The organism is Halochromatium glycolicum (genome assembly GCF_016584085.1).
GTDB classification, from domain to species: domain Bacteria; phylum Pseudomonadota; class Gammaproteobacteria; order Chromatiales; family Chromatiaceae; genus Lamprobacter; species Lamprobacter glycolicus.
Genome location: NZ_NRSJ01000012.1, coordinates 66,778 through 81,889, shown reverse-complemented (window position 1 = coordinate 81,889; position 15,112 = coordinate 66,778). Strand labels below are relative to the sequence as shown.

The window sequence follows — 15,112 nt, the reverse complement described above, 5'->3', positions numbered from 1 at the left end:
ATTGCCGGAAAAGCTCGTACCGAATTGCGCAGGATTTTCGTTTGCCTTCGAGGAGCGTCGCCGGGAGCATAGCCGGGCTATGTGACCGGCGGCGCGACGAAGAAGGCGAGCGAAAAGACCAGCAAGGCGGTATGAGCTTTGACAGAAATCGCCTTACATGCCGAAGCTGATCGGCTTGTCCAGAGAGCCTCATTAGAGATCCTCGCTCTTGTCAGCCTTGGCCAAGGGCTGAGATCCATTCTCGACATCAACCTCCGCCAAATGATCCGCATCGATGTCGAGTGATGCGCCGATCAGGCGCTCGGCGGCGCGCACCAGCGCCAGCGCATCGAGCCCGTACTCGCGCATCAGGTAGGGCTTGCTGGCGCCGTGCGCATAGGTATCGCGCAATCCAAGCCGGAGCAGTCGCTTGCCGATACCCTGCTCGGCGAGCTGCTCGGCAAGGGCGCTGCCGAGCCCGCCGATGACGCTGTGGTTCTCGATCGCGATCGCGCCATGGCGGGCCTGGGCGATCGCGTCGATGAGCTGCGGGTCGTCGAATGGCTTCAGGGTCGAGACGTGCAGGTGCGTGACCGAGACCCCTTGGGCCTGTAATGCCGGGACGGCGCGCATCGCCTCCTCGGTGCAGATGCCGCTGCTGATCACCGCGAGGTCTGGCTCTGGACCCTGGCTCAGCACACGCGCCTGACCGAGCCGCAGCGGCTCATCGGCCGGGAACAGCCGCGGGACCTCGCCGCGCAGCTGGCGCACGTAGACCGGCCCGTCGATCGCCTGCGCGCAATCGAGCATCGATTCGACCTCGGTCGCGTCACCGGCCTCGAGGATGGTCATGTTCGGGATCGCGCGTAGCAACGCAATGTCGTCGATCGCCTGGTGGGTCACGCCGCCCGGCGTCGTGATCCCGGGCAGGAAGCCGATCAGCCGCACCGGCAGGTTCGGATAGCCGATGCTCATCGCGAGCTGGTCGAACGGGCGCCGGGTGATGAACACCGCAAAGGTGTGGATGTAGGGAAGGAAGCCCTCGCGCGCGAGCCCGGCCGCGAAACCGAGCATGTTCTGCTCGGCCATCCCGAACGAGAAGAAGCGCTCCGGGTAGCGATCGCGAAAGCCGTCGGCCTCGCAGGACGAGGTCAGATCGGCGCCGAGCACCAATGCCGCTGGGTGCTGCTCGCCGAAGCGGATCAGGTTGGCGCGATGCGGGCGGGTGACGGTCTCGATCATGAGGCGTCGTCCTGCCAGTGCTCGAGCAGGTCCTCGTAGGCATCGTGCTCGTCGGCCGATTTGAAGCGCAGGAAATGCAGCTTAGGGGCGCGCGCGCGCAGCAGATCGATACCGCGACAGGGATCGGTGCGGGCGATCACGACCAGCGGGCGATCGGCGGCCGCGGGTTCGGCTGCCGGCCCGGTGGCCGGTCCTGCGGTTGGTCCTATGGCTGGCACTGCGGTTGGCACTGCGGCTGGCTCAGGCGGTTGCGACTCGGTCTGGCCCAAGGCGTCGACTGGAGGCTGGCGTGGTGTCTCATCGGATGCCTGCACTCGAGGATCGCCAGCCAGGCGCAGGCGCGCGCGCGCCGGTGCGGCCAAGGCGTCGGGGTCATGGCCGTCGACCTCGTGGACCTCGGCGCCGAACGCGCGCAGGCGCTCGGCGAGCGGCTCGATGGTCATCACATCGGCCATCGCGCCATCGCACTGCTGGGCATTGGCATCGATGTACACACCGAGATTGCCGATGCGGTGATGGGCGAGCGCCGCGAAGGCCTCCCAGGTCTGGCCCTCTTGGAATTCACCGTCGGACATGAAGACCCAGACCCGGCCGCGCTCACCGCGCAGACGGCGGGCGAGCGCGATGCCGCCGGCCTGGCTCAGCGCCTGCCCGAGCGAGCCGGCGGTGACCTCATGGCCGGGCGAGTGCTCGGCACCGATCAATTCGACGGTGCTGCCGTCCTGGTTGAACTGCTCCAGGGCATCGGGGCCGAGCCGGCCGAGCTCGATCAGCAGCGAGTACAGGACCAGCGCGTAGTGCACCGGTGAGAAGATGAAGCGGTCGAGGTCCGGATGCTTGGGCCCGTTGTAGTCGGCGCCGGTGAACGCATCCGGGTTCGCGGCCGAGGGCACCCCGGCGAATGGCCGCGGCACGGCCGGGCCTTGGCTCGGGCCGAGCCGCATCACCCGCAGGTAGAGCGTCGCCAGGATCTCGGCGGCCGAACAGGCCTGGCTCAGGTAACCGCCGTTGTTGCGCAAGGTGTGCTCGAGCACGCGGCGCCGGATGCGATCCGCGACGGTTGCGACGGCCAGGGTTGGCGCCGCCTGAGCGGATGCGGCGGGCGTCGGTGCTGAGTCAGTCATGCCGGTGTTGCCGTCCTGCCGGGCTCGGGATGCGCGGGCCTGGTCACAGTCAGGGGCCCAGGCAGGGGCGCAGGCAGGGGCCCAGGCAGAGGCCCAGATAGGGGCGGGGGCCTGTGCACGGGCAGCAGCGCGGGCGTTGGCTCATTCATGGGAGCGCCGTCTCCGCCTCGCTCGCTGCATCCCGATTCGCATCGGCGGACGCCGGGCGGGCGCTGAAGGCCTGTCCGGTGATCCCGCGCGAATCCGGGCCGAGCAGGTAGAGGAAGGCGTCGGTGAGCTGCTCGGGCTTGGGCACGGTGTTCGGGTCCTCGGCCGGATAGAGCTCGCGCCGCTGCGCGGTGCGCAAGGGGCCGGGGTCGAGGCTGTTGACACGGATGCGGCTGCTGGCCTCGGTCTCTTCGGCGAGGGTCTGCATCAGGGCCTCGATACCGGACATCGCCGTGGCGAAGGCGCCCCAGTAGGCGAGCGCGCGGCGGCCGACCCGGTCCGCCTGGAACACCACCGAGGCCGCCTCGGCCGAGCGCAACAGCGGCAGGCAGGCTTGGGTCAGCAGGAAGGGGCCGGTGAGGTTGATGCGCAGCACCTTGCTCCACTGGTCGGCGTCGTAGTCGTCGATCCGGCTCAGGAACGGGATGTACTGGGCCGTATGCACCAGGCCGTCGAGCCGGCCGAACTCGTCGCCTAATGTGGTGGCGATGCCGAGCATCAGCTGCTCGTCGGCCTTGTCCAGATCGAGCGGCAGGCTGGCCGGCTCGGGTCCGCCGGCCTCGGTGATGGCGTCGTAGACGGACTCGAGCGCCTTCTCGCGGAAGCCGCTCAGGATCACGGTCGCGCCGTGGCGGGCGCACTCCAGCGCGAGCGCCCGTCCCATGCCTTCGGCGGCACCGGTGATCAGGATCACGCGGTCTTGCAGGAGGTCGGGGCGGGGTTGGTAGTCCTGGATCGGGTCGGTCACAGCGGGTCCTAATGGAATCAAAACGCTAGCCTAGCTCAAACGAAGGAGCGGGCGAAATGCGGTTTTGCGATCGCGGAGCCGAAAGCGCCAAGCGATTCAGCGCCTTCGGCTCAGGGTGGGTGATATCGATCGGCTGGGACGCCTCAGGCCGAGAGCTGATCTTGGTCGCGTTGTGGATCATCTCCCGGGTCGCCGAGGCATTGCTCGGACTCGTACCACATGACGTTGATGATGCCGAAGGCGACCGCGAGCAGGACGCCGAGTATCCAGGCGAAGTACCACATGAGCTGATTCCTCGATAGAGAGAGCCTGTTGAGCGGGTTGCCGGCACCCCACCGGAGCGCATCTCGGATGGGGTGCCGTCTCAGGTTGTGCTCGTTGGATGCGTCAGTACGCCAGCGTGTCCTGGGAGCGGATCTCCTCGACCGTAACCCGGCGCCACATCTTTACATAGGTCCAGGTGGTATAGGCCAGGATCAATGGGATGAAGATCACCGCGGCCCAGAACATCACCGTCAGCGTCAGATGGCTGGAGGTCGCGTCCCAGGCGATCAGGCTGCTGTTGGGGTTGCTGCTCGAGGGCATGATGAACGGGAACATCGCGGCGCCGGCGGTCATGATGATGCCGGTGATGCCGAGTCCGCTCATGATCAGGCCGAGCCCGGCCCGATCACGCATCGATAACGAGACCGCGAAGCCGAGCCCGGCGAAGCCGAGGATCGGAAACAGGAGCGTGAGCGGGTACTGCTTATAGTTGGTGAGCCAGCCGTAGGGGTCGACGACGACCTCCTTGGTGAGCGGGTTCGAGATCGCATCGAGCGGCGGCATGCTGACCACCTTGTAGCCGTCGACGAACAGGGTCAGCCAGATCCCGGCCAGCGCGAAGCCGACGATGGTCGCAAGCCCGATCTTCCGCGCCCACTCCTTGGCGCGCCCGGCGATCGGCTCGCCGGTGCGCAACTGCAGCCAGATCGCCCCGTGCATCGTCAGCATCCCTAAGCTGATCAGCCCGGCCAGCAGCGCGAACGGGTTCAGCAGCGCGAAGAAGCTCCCGGTGTAGTACGGCCGCAGCAGCTCGTCGAGATGGAACGGTACCCCTTGGAGCAGGTTGCCGAACGCGATGCCGAACACCAGCGCCGGCACCGCGCCGCCGATGAACAGGCCCCAGTCCCAGGCGCCGCGCCAACGTTTGTCCTGGATCTTGTTGCGATAGTCGAATCCGACTGGCCGGAAGAACAGCGCGAACAGCGCCAAGAGCATCGCGAAGTAGAAGCCGCTGAAGGCGGTGGCATAGACCAAGGGCCAGGCGGCGAAGATCGCGCCGCCGGCGGTGATCAGCCAGACCTGATTACCGTCCCAGTGCGGGCCGATGGTATTGATGATGACGCGACGCTCGTCGTCACCCTTGCCGAGGAACGGCAACAGGGTGCCGACGCCCATATCCATCCCATCGGTCACGGCGAAGCCGATGAACAGCACGCCAACGAGCAGCCACCAGATGAGCTTGAGGACTTCGTAATCGACGATCATGATCAGTCTCCTTGATGCTGCCGGGCCGGGGCCGTTGCCGAGGGGGCGCCGCCGCTGCTGTGGTCGCCCTTGTCCGAACCCTGAGTCTCGAAATGGTACTTGCCGGTGTGCAGCGAGCTCGGACCCTGGCGGCCGAACTTGAACATCAGGTACATCTCGATCAGGAACAGCAGGGTGTAGAAGATGATGAACGCGCTCAGGCTGATGACCAGATCGTTCGCGGTGAGGCTGGACGCGGCGACCGTGGTCGGCAGCACTTCACCGATCGCCCAGGGCTGACGGCCGAACTCGGCGACGAACCAGCCGGTCTCGGCCGCGATCCAGGGCACCGGTATGCTGTAGAGGAACGCTCTCAGCAGCCAGCGCTTGTCCTGGATCTGACGCTTGGCGTTGTAGTAGAAGCCGAGCGCGAACAGGAACAGCATCCAGACCCCGGCGCCGACCATGATCCGGAAGGCCCAGAACAGTGGTGCGACCTCCGGGATCGAGTCCTTGACCGCCATCTGGATCTGCTCCTCGGTGGCCTCGGCCGGGTTGTCGGTGTAGGCCTTCAGCAGCAGCCCGTAGCCGAGGTCGTCCATATGGTCGGCGAACATCCCACGATTGGCCTCGGTGTCCTCGCCGTTGCGCAGCCGCTGCAGGTATTCGTAGGCGATCATCCCGGAGCGGATGCGGATCTCGTGCTCGCGCATCAGGTCCTTGAGTCCGACGACATCTTCATCCAGCGAGCGGGTCGCGATCAGCCCGAGCGCCCAGGGGATCTTGATCGCGTTGTGGGTCTCCTCGTCCTCGTTGCTGGGCATCCCGAATGCGGTGAACGCGGCGGGCGCCTCCTCGGTATGCCATTCGGCCTCGACCGCGGCGAGCTTGACCTTCTGCACGTCGCCGACCTCGTAGCCGGATTCGTCGCCGAGCAGGATCACCGACAGGATCGAGGCCATGCCAAAGCCGACCGCGACCGAGAATGAACGCTTCGCAAAGGGGAGATCCCGGCCCTTGAGCATGTAGAAGGCGCTGATGCCGGCGACGAACATCGCCGCGGTGACATAGCCGGCGGCAACCGTATGGACGAACTTGACCTGGGCGACCGGGTTGAACAGCACCTCGGAGAAGCTGACCATCTCCATGCGCATGGTCTCGAAGCTGAATTCTGCACCGACCGGGTGCTGCATCCAGCCGTTGGCGATCAGGATCCACATCGCCGAGAGGTTCGAGCCGACCGCTGTGAGGAAGGTGACGGCCAGGTGCTGGCGCTTGGTCAGGCGCTCCCAGCCGAGGAAGAACAGGCCGATGAAGGTGGATTCGAGGAAGAAGGCCATCAGGCCCTCGATCGCCAGCGGTGCGCCGAAGACATCACCGACGTAGTGCGAGTAGTAGGACCAGTTGGTGCCGAACTGGAACTCCATCGTCAGTCCGGTGGTGACGCCGAGCGCGAAGTTGATGCCGAACAACTTCCCCCAAAACTTGGTCATGTCCTTATAGATCGCGCGTCCCGTCATCACGTAGACGCTCTCCATGATCACCAGCATCCAGCTGAGCCCTAGGGTCAGCGGGACGAACAGAAAGTGATACATCGCGGTGATGGCGAACTGCCACCGCGATAGCTCGATCATTGCGCTATCTAGCATGGTTCGAATTCCGAGTCAGCTTGAACCCTTGAGATCCCGGCCTTGGGAAGCCGGCATCCACCACTCCCGTCGTCGCCGTCGCCGCGCGGTTGCGGCACGGTGTCTCGGTCTTCGCGCCGTCCTGATAGACGGCGTCTTCTGATAGCGAACGCAGCGGTAGCATGCGTCCGGCCCAGCTCCATCAGCCGGAGCTTAATTGCGAATTCTCACCGGCGAGAATGCGAATCCTCAATCCCGAGCGTTTTACTCAAGGTTTCAGGGTGGGGCGATGATCGGGGTCAAGGCGAACGCCAAAGACCAGCCCGCCGGTTCGAGGTGCTGTTCGACCTAGTCGGATAACGGCCTTGGGGGCTCTAGCAGAATGGCTCCTGTGGCTTTGAAATCAGGAGCTTGCGCGAGTCAGGCGGCCGTTTTGATCGGGTCGCTCAATGCTCGTGCGGCTCGGCGGGCGGCAGCGGTTCGCCGGCGGCGATCGCCTTCAGTGCGGCCTCGATATCGGATTCGGCGGTGGTGATCACCTCGATGCCCTGGCGGTTCATCCGCTCGACGAACTTCTCGCCGGCGCTGGCGGTGAGTACGGCATCGAGCTGACGCTGATAGAGGGGATGGTCCGGGCCGTGGTATGCGTGCAGGGTGAGGTCTTTGGGGAGCTCGAGCCGCTCGATCTCGGTCGGCTCGCTGTCGGGCGCGAGCGCATAGATCAGGAAGCGTCGAGTCTTGCCGGCATGGCCGGTGATGGTCCGGAAGTTCTGGCTGGAGACGGCGATGCGCATTGAACTGGCTCGGCGGCGGGTGGGTAGGGAATTGGCTGCAACGAGGGCTGAGTCGGCTGCTCAACGGTCGTCTGAAATCGAGGTTGCCTCAGCGAAGTGTTTGTTTACGAGAAGCGCATGGCAGCTAAGACCGGATTTCCAGACGGCGCCTCAAAATCCGCTATGGGCGGCTACTCGATGGGTGCCTGCAGCCCGGGCTCCGCTGCCGATGGGCTCGCTTCGCCCGACCCCTGGCGCAGCCCGAGCGCCCAGTCTTCCATCGCGGCGTTGGCCACCGGCATCGGGGTCTCCATGAAGCTGATGACGAACTGATCGGCGAGCTCGGCGACGCCGATCGAGCGCGGCCGCAAGCCCAGGATCTCAGGGTTCGGGAGGGCGAGGCCGAAGCAGAAGAGCACATTCTTGGCCGCCTGGATCGCACTGTCGACCTCACCGTCGGGCAGCGCGCAGGTATGGGCATAGTGGTCGAAGATCGCGATGAAATGACCGCAGGGGTGGGCCTCGATGCAGCCGCGAAAGTAGTCGCAGATCGCATCGAGGCTTTGAAAGCGGGTCTCGCCGCGCTCCAACCTGAGCACGAAGAGCGGATAACGTTCGTTCAACAGGAATTGCTTCATGGCTCAGGACCTCCGGCGGACGACGCCGATGAGCCGAGGCGTCGAACAAGACTCAAAGATGCGGGACACAGATGCTCCGGCTGCCGACCGCCACTGCGGTGCGGTAGAGCAGGAAGATCACCACCAGGGTCACCAGGCTGAGCAGGGTCCAGCCGATGACCGCGAAGGCCAGCAGCCCGGTGATCTCGAACATGATCAGCGTGGCGATGGTGACCGCGGCGAGCGGGAACGAGTACGCCCACCAGGAGATGAAGTAGTGCAGACGCACGAAGCGCCCGACCTGGGTCAACAACAGCAGGGTCAGGAACAGGCTGCTGTAGTAGAGCACACGCGCGAAGCCGTCGAGGCCGCTGCCCTCTGCCAGCCCGGCCAGCTCGATGTAGGCGATGAAGCCGACCGCCGGCGGTGCGATCAGGATGAAGAAGGTCGGCATCAGCCGGTCCGGGAGCGGCTGATGGAACAGCATCCGGTAGATGATGATCGTGAACAGGATCAGCCAGAACAGCATCGCGATGCTGAAGAAGAACCAGGACAGCTCTGTGTAGCCGAGCGGCACGCCCGCGATCGGCACCAACGCGTTGCCGACGATCGGGATGAACCAGGCCGGGTTGATGTGATGGATCTCGAAGCGGTCATGATGGATCCAGATGCTGACCACATAGAGCGTCAGCAGCAGGTGCAGCGCGCTGCCGAGCATCCAGAACACCGCGGCAACCCCAGGGAGGCTGGGCAACAGGGCGATGCCGAGCAGGATCATGCTGATCGAGATGGTGGGGAAGAAGTTGAGCTGGATCGGGTGCTGCCATTCCTTGACCACCGCCTCCGAGAACAGTACGAGCTTCGCGAGATACATCACCAGGATCAGCCCGAACAGGCCAAGGCCGAACCAGCGCAGCGCCCCGCCCATGTCGAACGCCATACCGAAGGTCTCCTGGGCCCGGTCCCAGGCGATCGAGAGGCCGATCAGGCCCATGATCATTGCGAAGAACGCGACCGGAAAATGCTCGATCCGGGGTTCTCGGTTGGCAGCGGATGGAGTGTTATCGGACATGATCGTCAAGAGGATATCAACCGGCGCAGCTTAGCCAGCTTGCTAAGGTATCAACATTGAAAGCCATCAATCATCGGGCAGACCATCCTGTCGGCAGCGGCAGCGGCAGCGGCAGCGGCAGCGGCAGCGGCAGCGGCAGCGGCAGCGGCAGCGGCTTGGGCTGCCAAGCGCGGTTCCGTTGCGGCAACGAGCTGATCGACCGGATGGCAGCCTCGCTGCAGGTTATAGTCAACCGCGCTGATATCCGTACAGACCCTTTTGGTCTTTCTGCATCACTGCTGCCAGAATCAAAGGGGTCAGCGCTCGCATCAGGTTGGATGGCTACAGCGTTAGCGCTCGTGCACGACAGCGCAAATCCCGAGACCGATTGTCGCTACCCGCAATGGTGGTGAGGTAGGAGCCCGCTTGCGGGCGATCTTCGCCGCCGCCAGCGCGGTGGGGTCGCGTACCGCGCTGAGAGGCCTGGCCTAACGCGCTGACAGTGGTCGCCCGCGGCGCTGAGAGGCGTCGCCCGCAAGCGGGCTCCTACAGCGCAGAGAGCCGGGTGGCGGGAACAGGCCCTAGGGCCGGTTAGCCCATGCCGGTTAGTCCCCGCAGGTTGGTCCCCGCCGGTTACCCCCGCAGGTTAGTCCCCGCCGGCGAGTCCTCGCCGGCGAGTCCCCGCCGGGTCGGCTCAATCCTCGGCGATGCGGCGCAGATTGGGGATATCGAGCAGGAAGCGGTTCGGGCGCGACTCGACGATCAGGCTCTCGCGCTTGAAGCCGGCGATGGTGCGGCTCGCGGTCTCGGTGGTGATGCCGAGCATTGCCCCCATGTCTTCACGGCCAAAGAGCTGGCATTCGCTCGACTCGCGGTCGCGGACCAGTCGCAGCAGCAGACGGGCGACGCGCTGCCGCGCCGAGCCGGTGGAGAGCTCGGTCAGCCAGGCATCGGCCTCGTTCAGGGCGCGCTGCCAGCGCTGCAATAGCTCGTCGTGCAGGCTCGGGTTCTCCTTGCTCAGCATCTTCACGACGCGGGTTGGGAAGCGGCAGATCTCGGTCGGTGCAAGCGCGACCGCATCGTGCTGATAGGCGTTGCCGAGCAGGGCCTCGAGGCCGAGCACGTCGGTCCCGCGCGCGATCCGCACGATGCGCTGGCTGCCATCGGGCAGATACTGGACTAGTTTCAACGAGCCCGAGCGCACCGTGAACATGTGATCCCCGACCTCGCCAGCCTGGTACAGTGGCGTGCCCGGCTTCAGGTTGAACTGATCGATGGGGTCGTGGATGCGGTCGAAGTCTTGCTCGCCGAGTCCGGCGAAGAGCACCGACTCACGCAGCGTGCAACGCCGGCAGTCGGCTTCGCCGGCCCAAGCCTCACGCAGTGTCACGGATTTGACCATGCCTCTCGCTATCTGTTGGCGGCTGTCAATGACGGATGCGTTGCAAGTGTACAGGATTTTTGCGCTGCACAATGCCCTCGACAACCCGGACCGCGGGTCGGTTCGGGCAGTATCATGCTGCCATTGCTTCTCTCCAGTGCTTCTGTCTCGAGGATCGGATCTCACGCATGTCCCTGCTCTCGCTCCGCGGTGTCTCACTGTCCTACGGCCAGCCGCCGTTGCTCGATGGGGTCGACCTCGATATCGGTCCCGGCGAGCGCGCCTGTCTGATCGGCCGTAACGGCACCGGCAAGAGCACCCTGCTCAAGCTCATCGCCGGCGAGATCGAGCCGGACTCGGGCGCGCTCTGGCGTCGCGACGGCCTGCGGGTCGCCCGGCTCGCCCAGGAGGCGCCGCTGAGCGACGCGCACCGGGTGCTGGATGTGGTCGCCGGCGGTCTTGGCGAACTGGGCGCGCTGGTCGCCGAGTATCATCACCTGAGCCATCGGCTCGCGGCGGGCGAGGGCGGCGCTGTGACCGGGTCCGGAGCTGGGTCCGGAGCCGGGGCCAGGGCCGGGGCCGCAGCCGGGGCCCCAAACGGGCCTGCAACTGGGCTCGATCCCGATCCCGAGCGGGATCTCGCCCGACTGGCGGCGATCCAGCAGCTCCTCGAGGCCGAGGGCGGCTGGGAGATCGAGCAGCGCGCCGAGCGGGTGGTCTCGCGGCTCGGGCTGGATGGGGAGGCCGTCTATGCGACCCTCTCCGGCGGTCTGCGCCGGCGCGTGATGCTCGCGAGGGCCTTGGTCACCGAGCCGGACCTGCTGCTGCTCGACGAGCCCACCAACCATCTCGACATCGAGACCATCGAGTGGCTCGAGGAACTGCTGCTCGGCTTCTCCGGATCGCTCTTGTTCATTACCCATGACCGTCGCTTCCTGCGCCGTCTCGCGACTCGCATCCTGGAGCTGGACCGCGGCCGGCTCAGTGACTGGCCGGGCGACTACGAGAACTATCTGCGCCGCCGCGAGGAACGGCTGCACGCCGAGGCCAAGGAACGCGAGCGCTTCGACAAGCGTCTCGCCGAGGAGGAGGTCTGGATCAGGCAGGGGATCAAGGCGCGCCGCACCCGCAACGAGGGCCGGGTGCGCGCATTGCAGGCGATGCGCGAGGAGCGCCGCGCGCGCCGGGAGGGGCCGGGGCAGGCGCGGCTGAGCCTCGACAGCGGCGAGCGCAGCGGCAAGCTGGTGGTCGAGGCCGAGGCGGTCGCCTTCCGCTATCCCGGCGCCGAGGCACCGACCATCGCGGGGCTCAGCACGCTGATCCTGCGCGGCGATCGGGTCGGCATCATCGGCCCGAACGGGGCCGGCAAGTCGACCCTGCTCAAGCTGCTGCTGGGCCAGCTCGCCCCGGATCAGGGCCAGATCCGGCACGGGACCAACCTGAACATCGCCTATTTCGATCAGCTCCGGGCCCAGCTCGAGCCCGAGCGCAGCGTCCGCGACAACGTTGCCGGCGGCAGCGACCAGATCGAGGTCGGCGGCCGCAGCCTGCATGTGCTCTCCTATCTGAAGGAGTTCCTGTTCCCGCCGGAGCGCGCGCAGCAGCCGGTCGCGGCCCTCTCCGGCGGCGAGCGCAACCGGCTGCTGCTCGCCAAGCTGTTCACCCAGCCGGCCAACCTGCTCGTGCTCGACGAGCCGACCAATGATCTCGATGTCGAGACCCTCGAGCTGCTCGAGGAGCTGCTGAACGATTTCGACGGGACCCTGCTGCTGGTCAGCCACGATCGCGATCTGCTCGACAACGTCGTGACCTCGAGCCTGGTGCTCGCCGGCAACGGCCGGGTCGACGAGTACGTCGGCGGCTACAGCGACTGGCTGCGGCAGCGTCCGTCCTCGCAGGCAGACGGACAACCGGCGATGAAGCCCAAGGTTGGCGGCGCGGCCGGGGCCGCAACCGGGACCCGTGGCGCGCGGCCGAAGGGCGCCCAAGCGACCGAACAGCGCGCCGGGAAGGCGCGCGCCAACAAGGGGGCGCCGAAGCCGGCCAAGCTCAGCTACAAGGATCAGCGCGCGCTCGAGCAGCTGCCGCAGCAGATCGAAGCGCTCGAGGCCGAGGTCGAGCAACTGCATGCAACGCTCGGTGATCCGGCGCTCTACCAGGGGCCGGCGAGCGAGGTCACCGCGACCCAGGCGCGTCTGGCCGAGGTCGAGGCCGAGCTCGCCGAATGCTACGATCGCTGGGAGGCGCTTGAGGCCGCGCAGGAGGCGCTGCGGTGAGCTCAGCCCTCCCACATCCTGCTGATCTCAGGGCCGTCCAAATGGCTGATACCATGCTTCAGATCGAGTCGCTCAATCAGTTCTACGGCGAGAGCCATACGCTCTGGGACCTCGACATCGGCTTCGCCGAAGGCGAGTGCACCTGCGTGATGGGCCGGAACGGGGTTGGCAAGACCACCTTGATGGGCTGCATCATGGGGCTGCTGCCGATCCGCAGCGGCCGCATGACGTTCCAGGGCGAGGACCTGGCCCGGCTGCCGGCCGAGCGCCGTGCCGGGCTCGGGATCGGCTATGTGCCGCAGGGGCGGCAGATCTTCCCGCTGCTGACGGTCGAGGAGAACCTGCGCATCGGCCTGCCCGCGCGCCGGGATCGCAGCCGCCAGATCCCGCGCTTCATCTTCGAGCTGTTCCCGGTGCTCGAGCAGATGCGCGGGCGCCGGGGCGGCGATCTCTCCGGCGGTCAACAGCAGCAGCTCGCGATCGGCCGGGCGTTGGTGCTCGATCCGACCCTCTTGATCCTGGACGAGCCGACCGAGGGCATCCAACCGAATATCGTCCACGAGATCGGCGATATCATTCGCCGGCTGATGGACGATCTGGGGCTGACGGTGATCCTGGTCGAGCAGAAGCTGCCGTTCGCGCGCCGGGTCGGCGACCGCTTCGCGCTCCTCGATCGCGGCCGGCTCAAGGCGCAAGGACCGATGGCCGATCTGGGCGAGGACCTGGTGCGCGAGTATCTGACGGTCTGATGTCCAGGGCCGAGGGCTGGGGGGCGCAGCTCGCGCTCGAGTTTGCGCCGCGCGCTGGGCGCACCGTGTTGGCGCGCAAACGCCAGCATGGCCCCCTGACGGTGCAGCGCGCCTTCTATCCGGAGGGGACGCCCTGTCATCTGTATCTGCTGCACCCGCCGGGCGGGGTGGTCGGCGGTGACCGGCTCGAGATCGCGGCGCAGCTCCAGCCTGGCGCCCATGCCCTGATGACCGCCCCCGGGGCGGCCAAGTTCTACCGCAGTGCCGGGCCGGTCGCCTCATTGCAGCAACGGCTGCAGGTCGACGACGGCGCGGTGCTTGAGTGGCTGCCGCCCGAATCGATCCTGTTCCCGGGAGCCAGGCTCCGCCAGCGATTGCGGGTCTCGTTGCAGGGCAGCGCGCGCTTCATCGGCTGGGAGCTCGTCAGTCTCGGACGGCCGGTGATCGGCGAGCGCTTCGAGGGCGGAGCGGCGGATCTCGGCCTGCGCATCGAGCGCGACGGCCGGCCATTGCTCAGTGAGCGCTTGCGGGTGGGTGCTGACGATCAGCTCGGCGCGCCGCCCCGAGGGATCGAGCGCTCGCGGCCATGGTTCCGCGCGCACGCCCTCGGTTCAGGGCCGGTCTCGGGCGCTCGGGACCGAGCGTGCGAGGGGAGCGCTGGGCTCGACGCGGCTCCCTCACTCGATGCAGCGACAGGAGGCGTTGCAGCGACAGGAGTGGATGCGGCAACCTCAGGCGACGCGACAATCGGGCTCGACGCTGCGATCGGGCTCGATGCGGCGACAGGGCTGCGCGGCTGGCCGGTGACCGCCACGCTGATCGCCGTCGGCGCCGATGCCGCGGACCTCGCCGCCGCCCGCGCCGCGCTGCCGTTGGACTCCTGCGGCTGGCCGATCGGGATCACGCTCCTTGACGATCTGCTCATCGCGCGGGCGCTCGCGCACCGGGTCGAGCCGGTGCTGCATGCCTTTCGGGCGATCTGGCAGGCACTGCGTCCGCGTCTGCTCGGATTGGAGGCGTCGGCGCCCCGCATCTGGGCGACATGATCGGCAGGGACCCAGCCTGGGGCGCGCTGCGTGCTCTGAGCACCCCCGCAGACGGCGGTCGCGCCCTTGTCATGCTGGTAACCCTTGGAAGCTGTCCGGCTGCCCGTTCTGCACGCGCCGGTCTAGCGGTTCGACGTCAGCATCTTGACGTCGTGCGTACCGGGCATGACGCGGACGATCTCCACGCCTTCCGTGATCTCCCGGTACAGGATGAGATACCGTCTGACGGGTAGGTCATGGCGAGCGGGCGCGACATCGGGCCGAGCTGGTCCGAGCTGGTCCGAGCGGGACCGATGCAAGATTTCGACCCCGACTTTTCGGCTCAACGGTGCAACCGGCAACAAGGCTGGCGTAAACTGGCCCGCGGTGCGGCGGTCAGCATCCGCCGTGCTCCCGTCCTGTAACGCGATCCGATGAGGCGTCGACCATGGACCTGAACCCCCGCGAGAAAGACAAGCTGCTCCTATTCACGGCAGGGCTGCTCGCTGAACGGCGCAAGGCGAAAGGGCTGAAGCTGAACTACCCCGAGGCGGTGGCCTACCTGAGCTGCGCGATCCTCGAAGGCGCGCGCGAGGGCCGCAGCGTGGCCGAGCTGATGGACTATGGTCGAACACTGCTGACCCGCGAAGATGTGCTGGACGGGATTCCGGAGATGATCCCGGATGTCCAGGTGGAGGCGACCTTCCCGGACGGCACCAAGCTGGTGACCGTGCATGATCCGATCGTCTAACGATCATGGCGGCCAGCCACCCCGAAGAATGAGACGATCCCCCGTTGTTTCA

Annotated in this window: 14 protein-coding genes; 4 read left to right on the top strand and 10 right to left on the bottom strand. The window is 66.6% G+C overall.

Annotation, left to right across the window (positions count from 1 at the left end; genetic code table 11):
• Positions 1-192: 192 nt before the first annotated feature.
• The 10 genes from CKO40_RS08920 to CKO40_RS08870 form a co-directional block, all read right to left on the bottom strand.
• Positions 193-1,221 carry a transketolase family protein gene (locus CKO40_RS08920; protein ID WP_207173514.1) on the bottom strand — a complete coding sequence of 343 codons (1,029 nt, stop codon included), beginning with the start codon at positions 1,219-1,221 and terminating at the stop codon, positions 193-195.
• Complete coding sequence (locus CKO40_RS24275; protein ID WP_242476925.1) at positions 1,218-2,345, bottom strand: transketolase; 1,128 nt, start codon at positions 2,343-2,345, stop codon at positions 1,218-1,220. Before CKO40_RS24275 ends, CKO40_RS08920 begins: the two co-directional genes overlap by 4 nt.
• Before the next feature lie 145 nt (positions 2,346-2,490).
• The gene (locus CKO40_RS08905) at positions 2,491-3,300 is read right to left on the bottom strand and encodes an SDR family oxidoreductase (RefSeq protein WP_338074152.1); all 810 of its coding nucleotides are present in this window, start codon (positions 3,298-3,300) and stop codon (positions 2,491-2,493) included.
• A 143-nt stretch (positions 3,301-3,443) separates the two neighbouring features.
• The gene (cydX, locus tag CKO40_RS08900) at positions 3,444-3,584 is read right to left on the bottom strand and encodes a cytochrome bd-I oxidase subunit CydX (protein WP_200345850.1); all 141 of its coding nucleotides are present in this window, start codon (positions 3,582-3,584) and stop codon (positions 3,444-3,446) included.
• Positions 3,585-3,687: 103 nt separating this feature from the next.
• Positions 3,688-4,830 carry a cytochrome d ubiquinol oxidase subunit II gene (gene cydB / locus CKO40_RS08895; RefSeq protein WP_207173512.1) on the bottom strand — a complete coding sequence of 381 codons (1,143 nt, stop codon included), beginning with the start codon at positions 4,828-4,830 and terminating at the stop codon, positions 3,688-3,690.
• 2 nt (positions 4,831-4,832) lie between these two features.
• Positions 4,833-6,458 (bottom strand): cytochrome ubiquinol oxidase subunit I, encoded by a 1,626-nt coding sequence (locus CKO40_RS08890; protein WP_200345849.1) that lies wholly within the window; start codon positions 6,456-6,458, stop codon positions 4,833-4,835.
• A 425-nt stretch (positions 6,459-6,883) separates the two neighbouring features.
• Positions 6,884-7,231, bottom strand: a complete 348-nt coding sequence (locus CKO40_RS08885; RefSeq protein ID WP_200345848.1) for a NifB/NifX family molybdenum-iron cluster-binding protein — start codon at positions 7,229-7,231, stop codon at positions 6,884-6,886.
• 170 nt (positions 7,232-7,401) lie between these two features.
• Positions 7,402-7,848, bottom strand: coding sequence for a DUF6858 family protein (locus CKO40_RS08880; RefSeq protein ID WP_200345847.1), 447 nt, complete (start codon positions 7,846-7,848; stop codon positions 7,402-7,404).
• Between the two features lie 52 nt (positions 7,849-7,900).
• Complete coding sequence (locus CKO40_RS08875) at positions 7,901-8,899, bottom strand: SLAC1 anion channel family protein (RefSeq protein WP_200345846.1); 999 nt, start codon at positions 8,897-8,899, stop codon at positions 7,901-7,903.
• Between the two features lie 673 nt (positions 8,900-9,572).
• The gene (locus tag CKO40_RS08870) at positions 9,573-10,280 is read right to left on the bottom strand and encodes a Crp/Fnr family transcriptional regulator (protein ID WP_200345845.1); all 708 of its coding nucleotides are present in this window, start codon (positions 10,278-10,280) and stop codon (positions 9,573-9,575) included.
• 167 nt (positions 10,281-10,447) lie between these two features.
• Here CKO40_RS08870 and CKO40_RS08865 point away from each other — a divergent pair, with 167 nt between their 5' ends.
• The 4 genes from CKO40_RS08865 to ureA all read left to right on the top strand — a co-directional run bounded on the left by CKO40_RS08865 (position 10,448) and on the right by ureA (position 15,060).
• Positions 10,448-12,535 carry an ATP-binding cassette domain-containing protein gene (locus CKO40_RS08865; RefSeq protein WP_200345844.1) on the top strand — a complete coding sequence of 696 codons (2,088 nt, stop codon included), beginning with the start codon at positions 10,448-10,450 and terminating at the stop codon, positions 12,533-12,535.
• 53 nt (positions 12,536-12,588) lie between these two features.
• Entirely contained in the window at positions 12,589-13,284 is a 696-nt protein-coding gene (gene urtE / locus CKO40_RS08860) for an urea ABC transporter ATP-binding subunit UrtE (RefSeq protein WP_200345876.1), read from the top strand.
• The gene (locus tag CKO40_RS08855; protein WP_200345843.1) at positions 13,284-14,330 is read left to right on the top strand and encodes an urease accessory protein UreD; all 1,047 of its coding nucleotides are present in this window, start codon (positions 13,284-13,286) and stop codon (positions 14,328-14,330) included. The genes urtE and CKO40_RS08855 overlap by 1 nt, the downstream gene beginning before the upstream one ends.
• Before the next feature lie 427 nt (positions 14,331-14,757).
• On the top strand, positions 14,758-15,060 hold the full coding sequence (gene ureA, locus CKO40_RS08850) for an urease subunit gamma (protein WP_200345842.1): 303 nt from the start codon (positions 14,758-14,760) through the stop codon (positions 15,058-15,060).
• Positions 15,061-15,112: the final 52 nt, after the last annotated feature.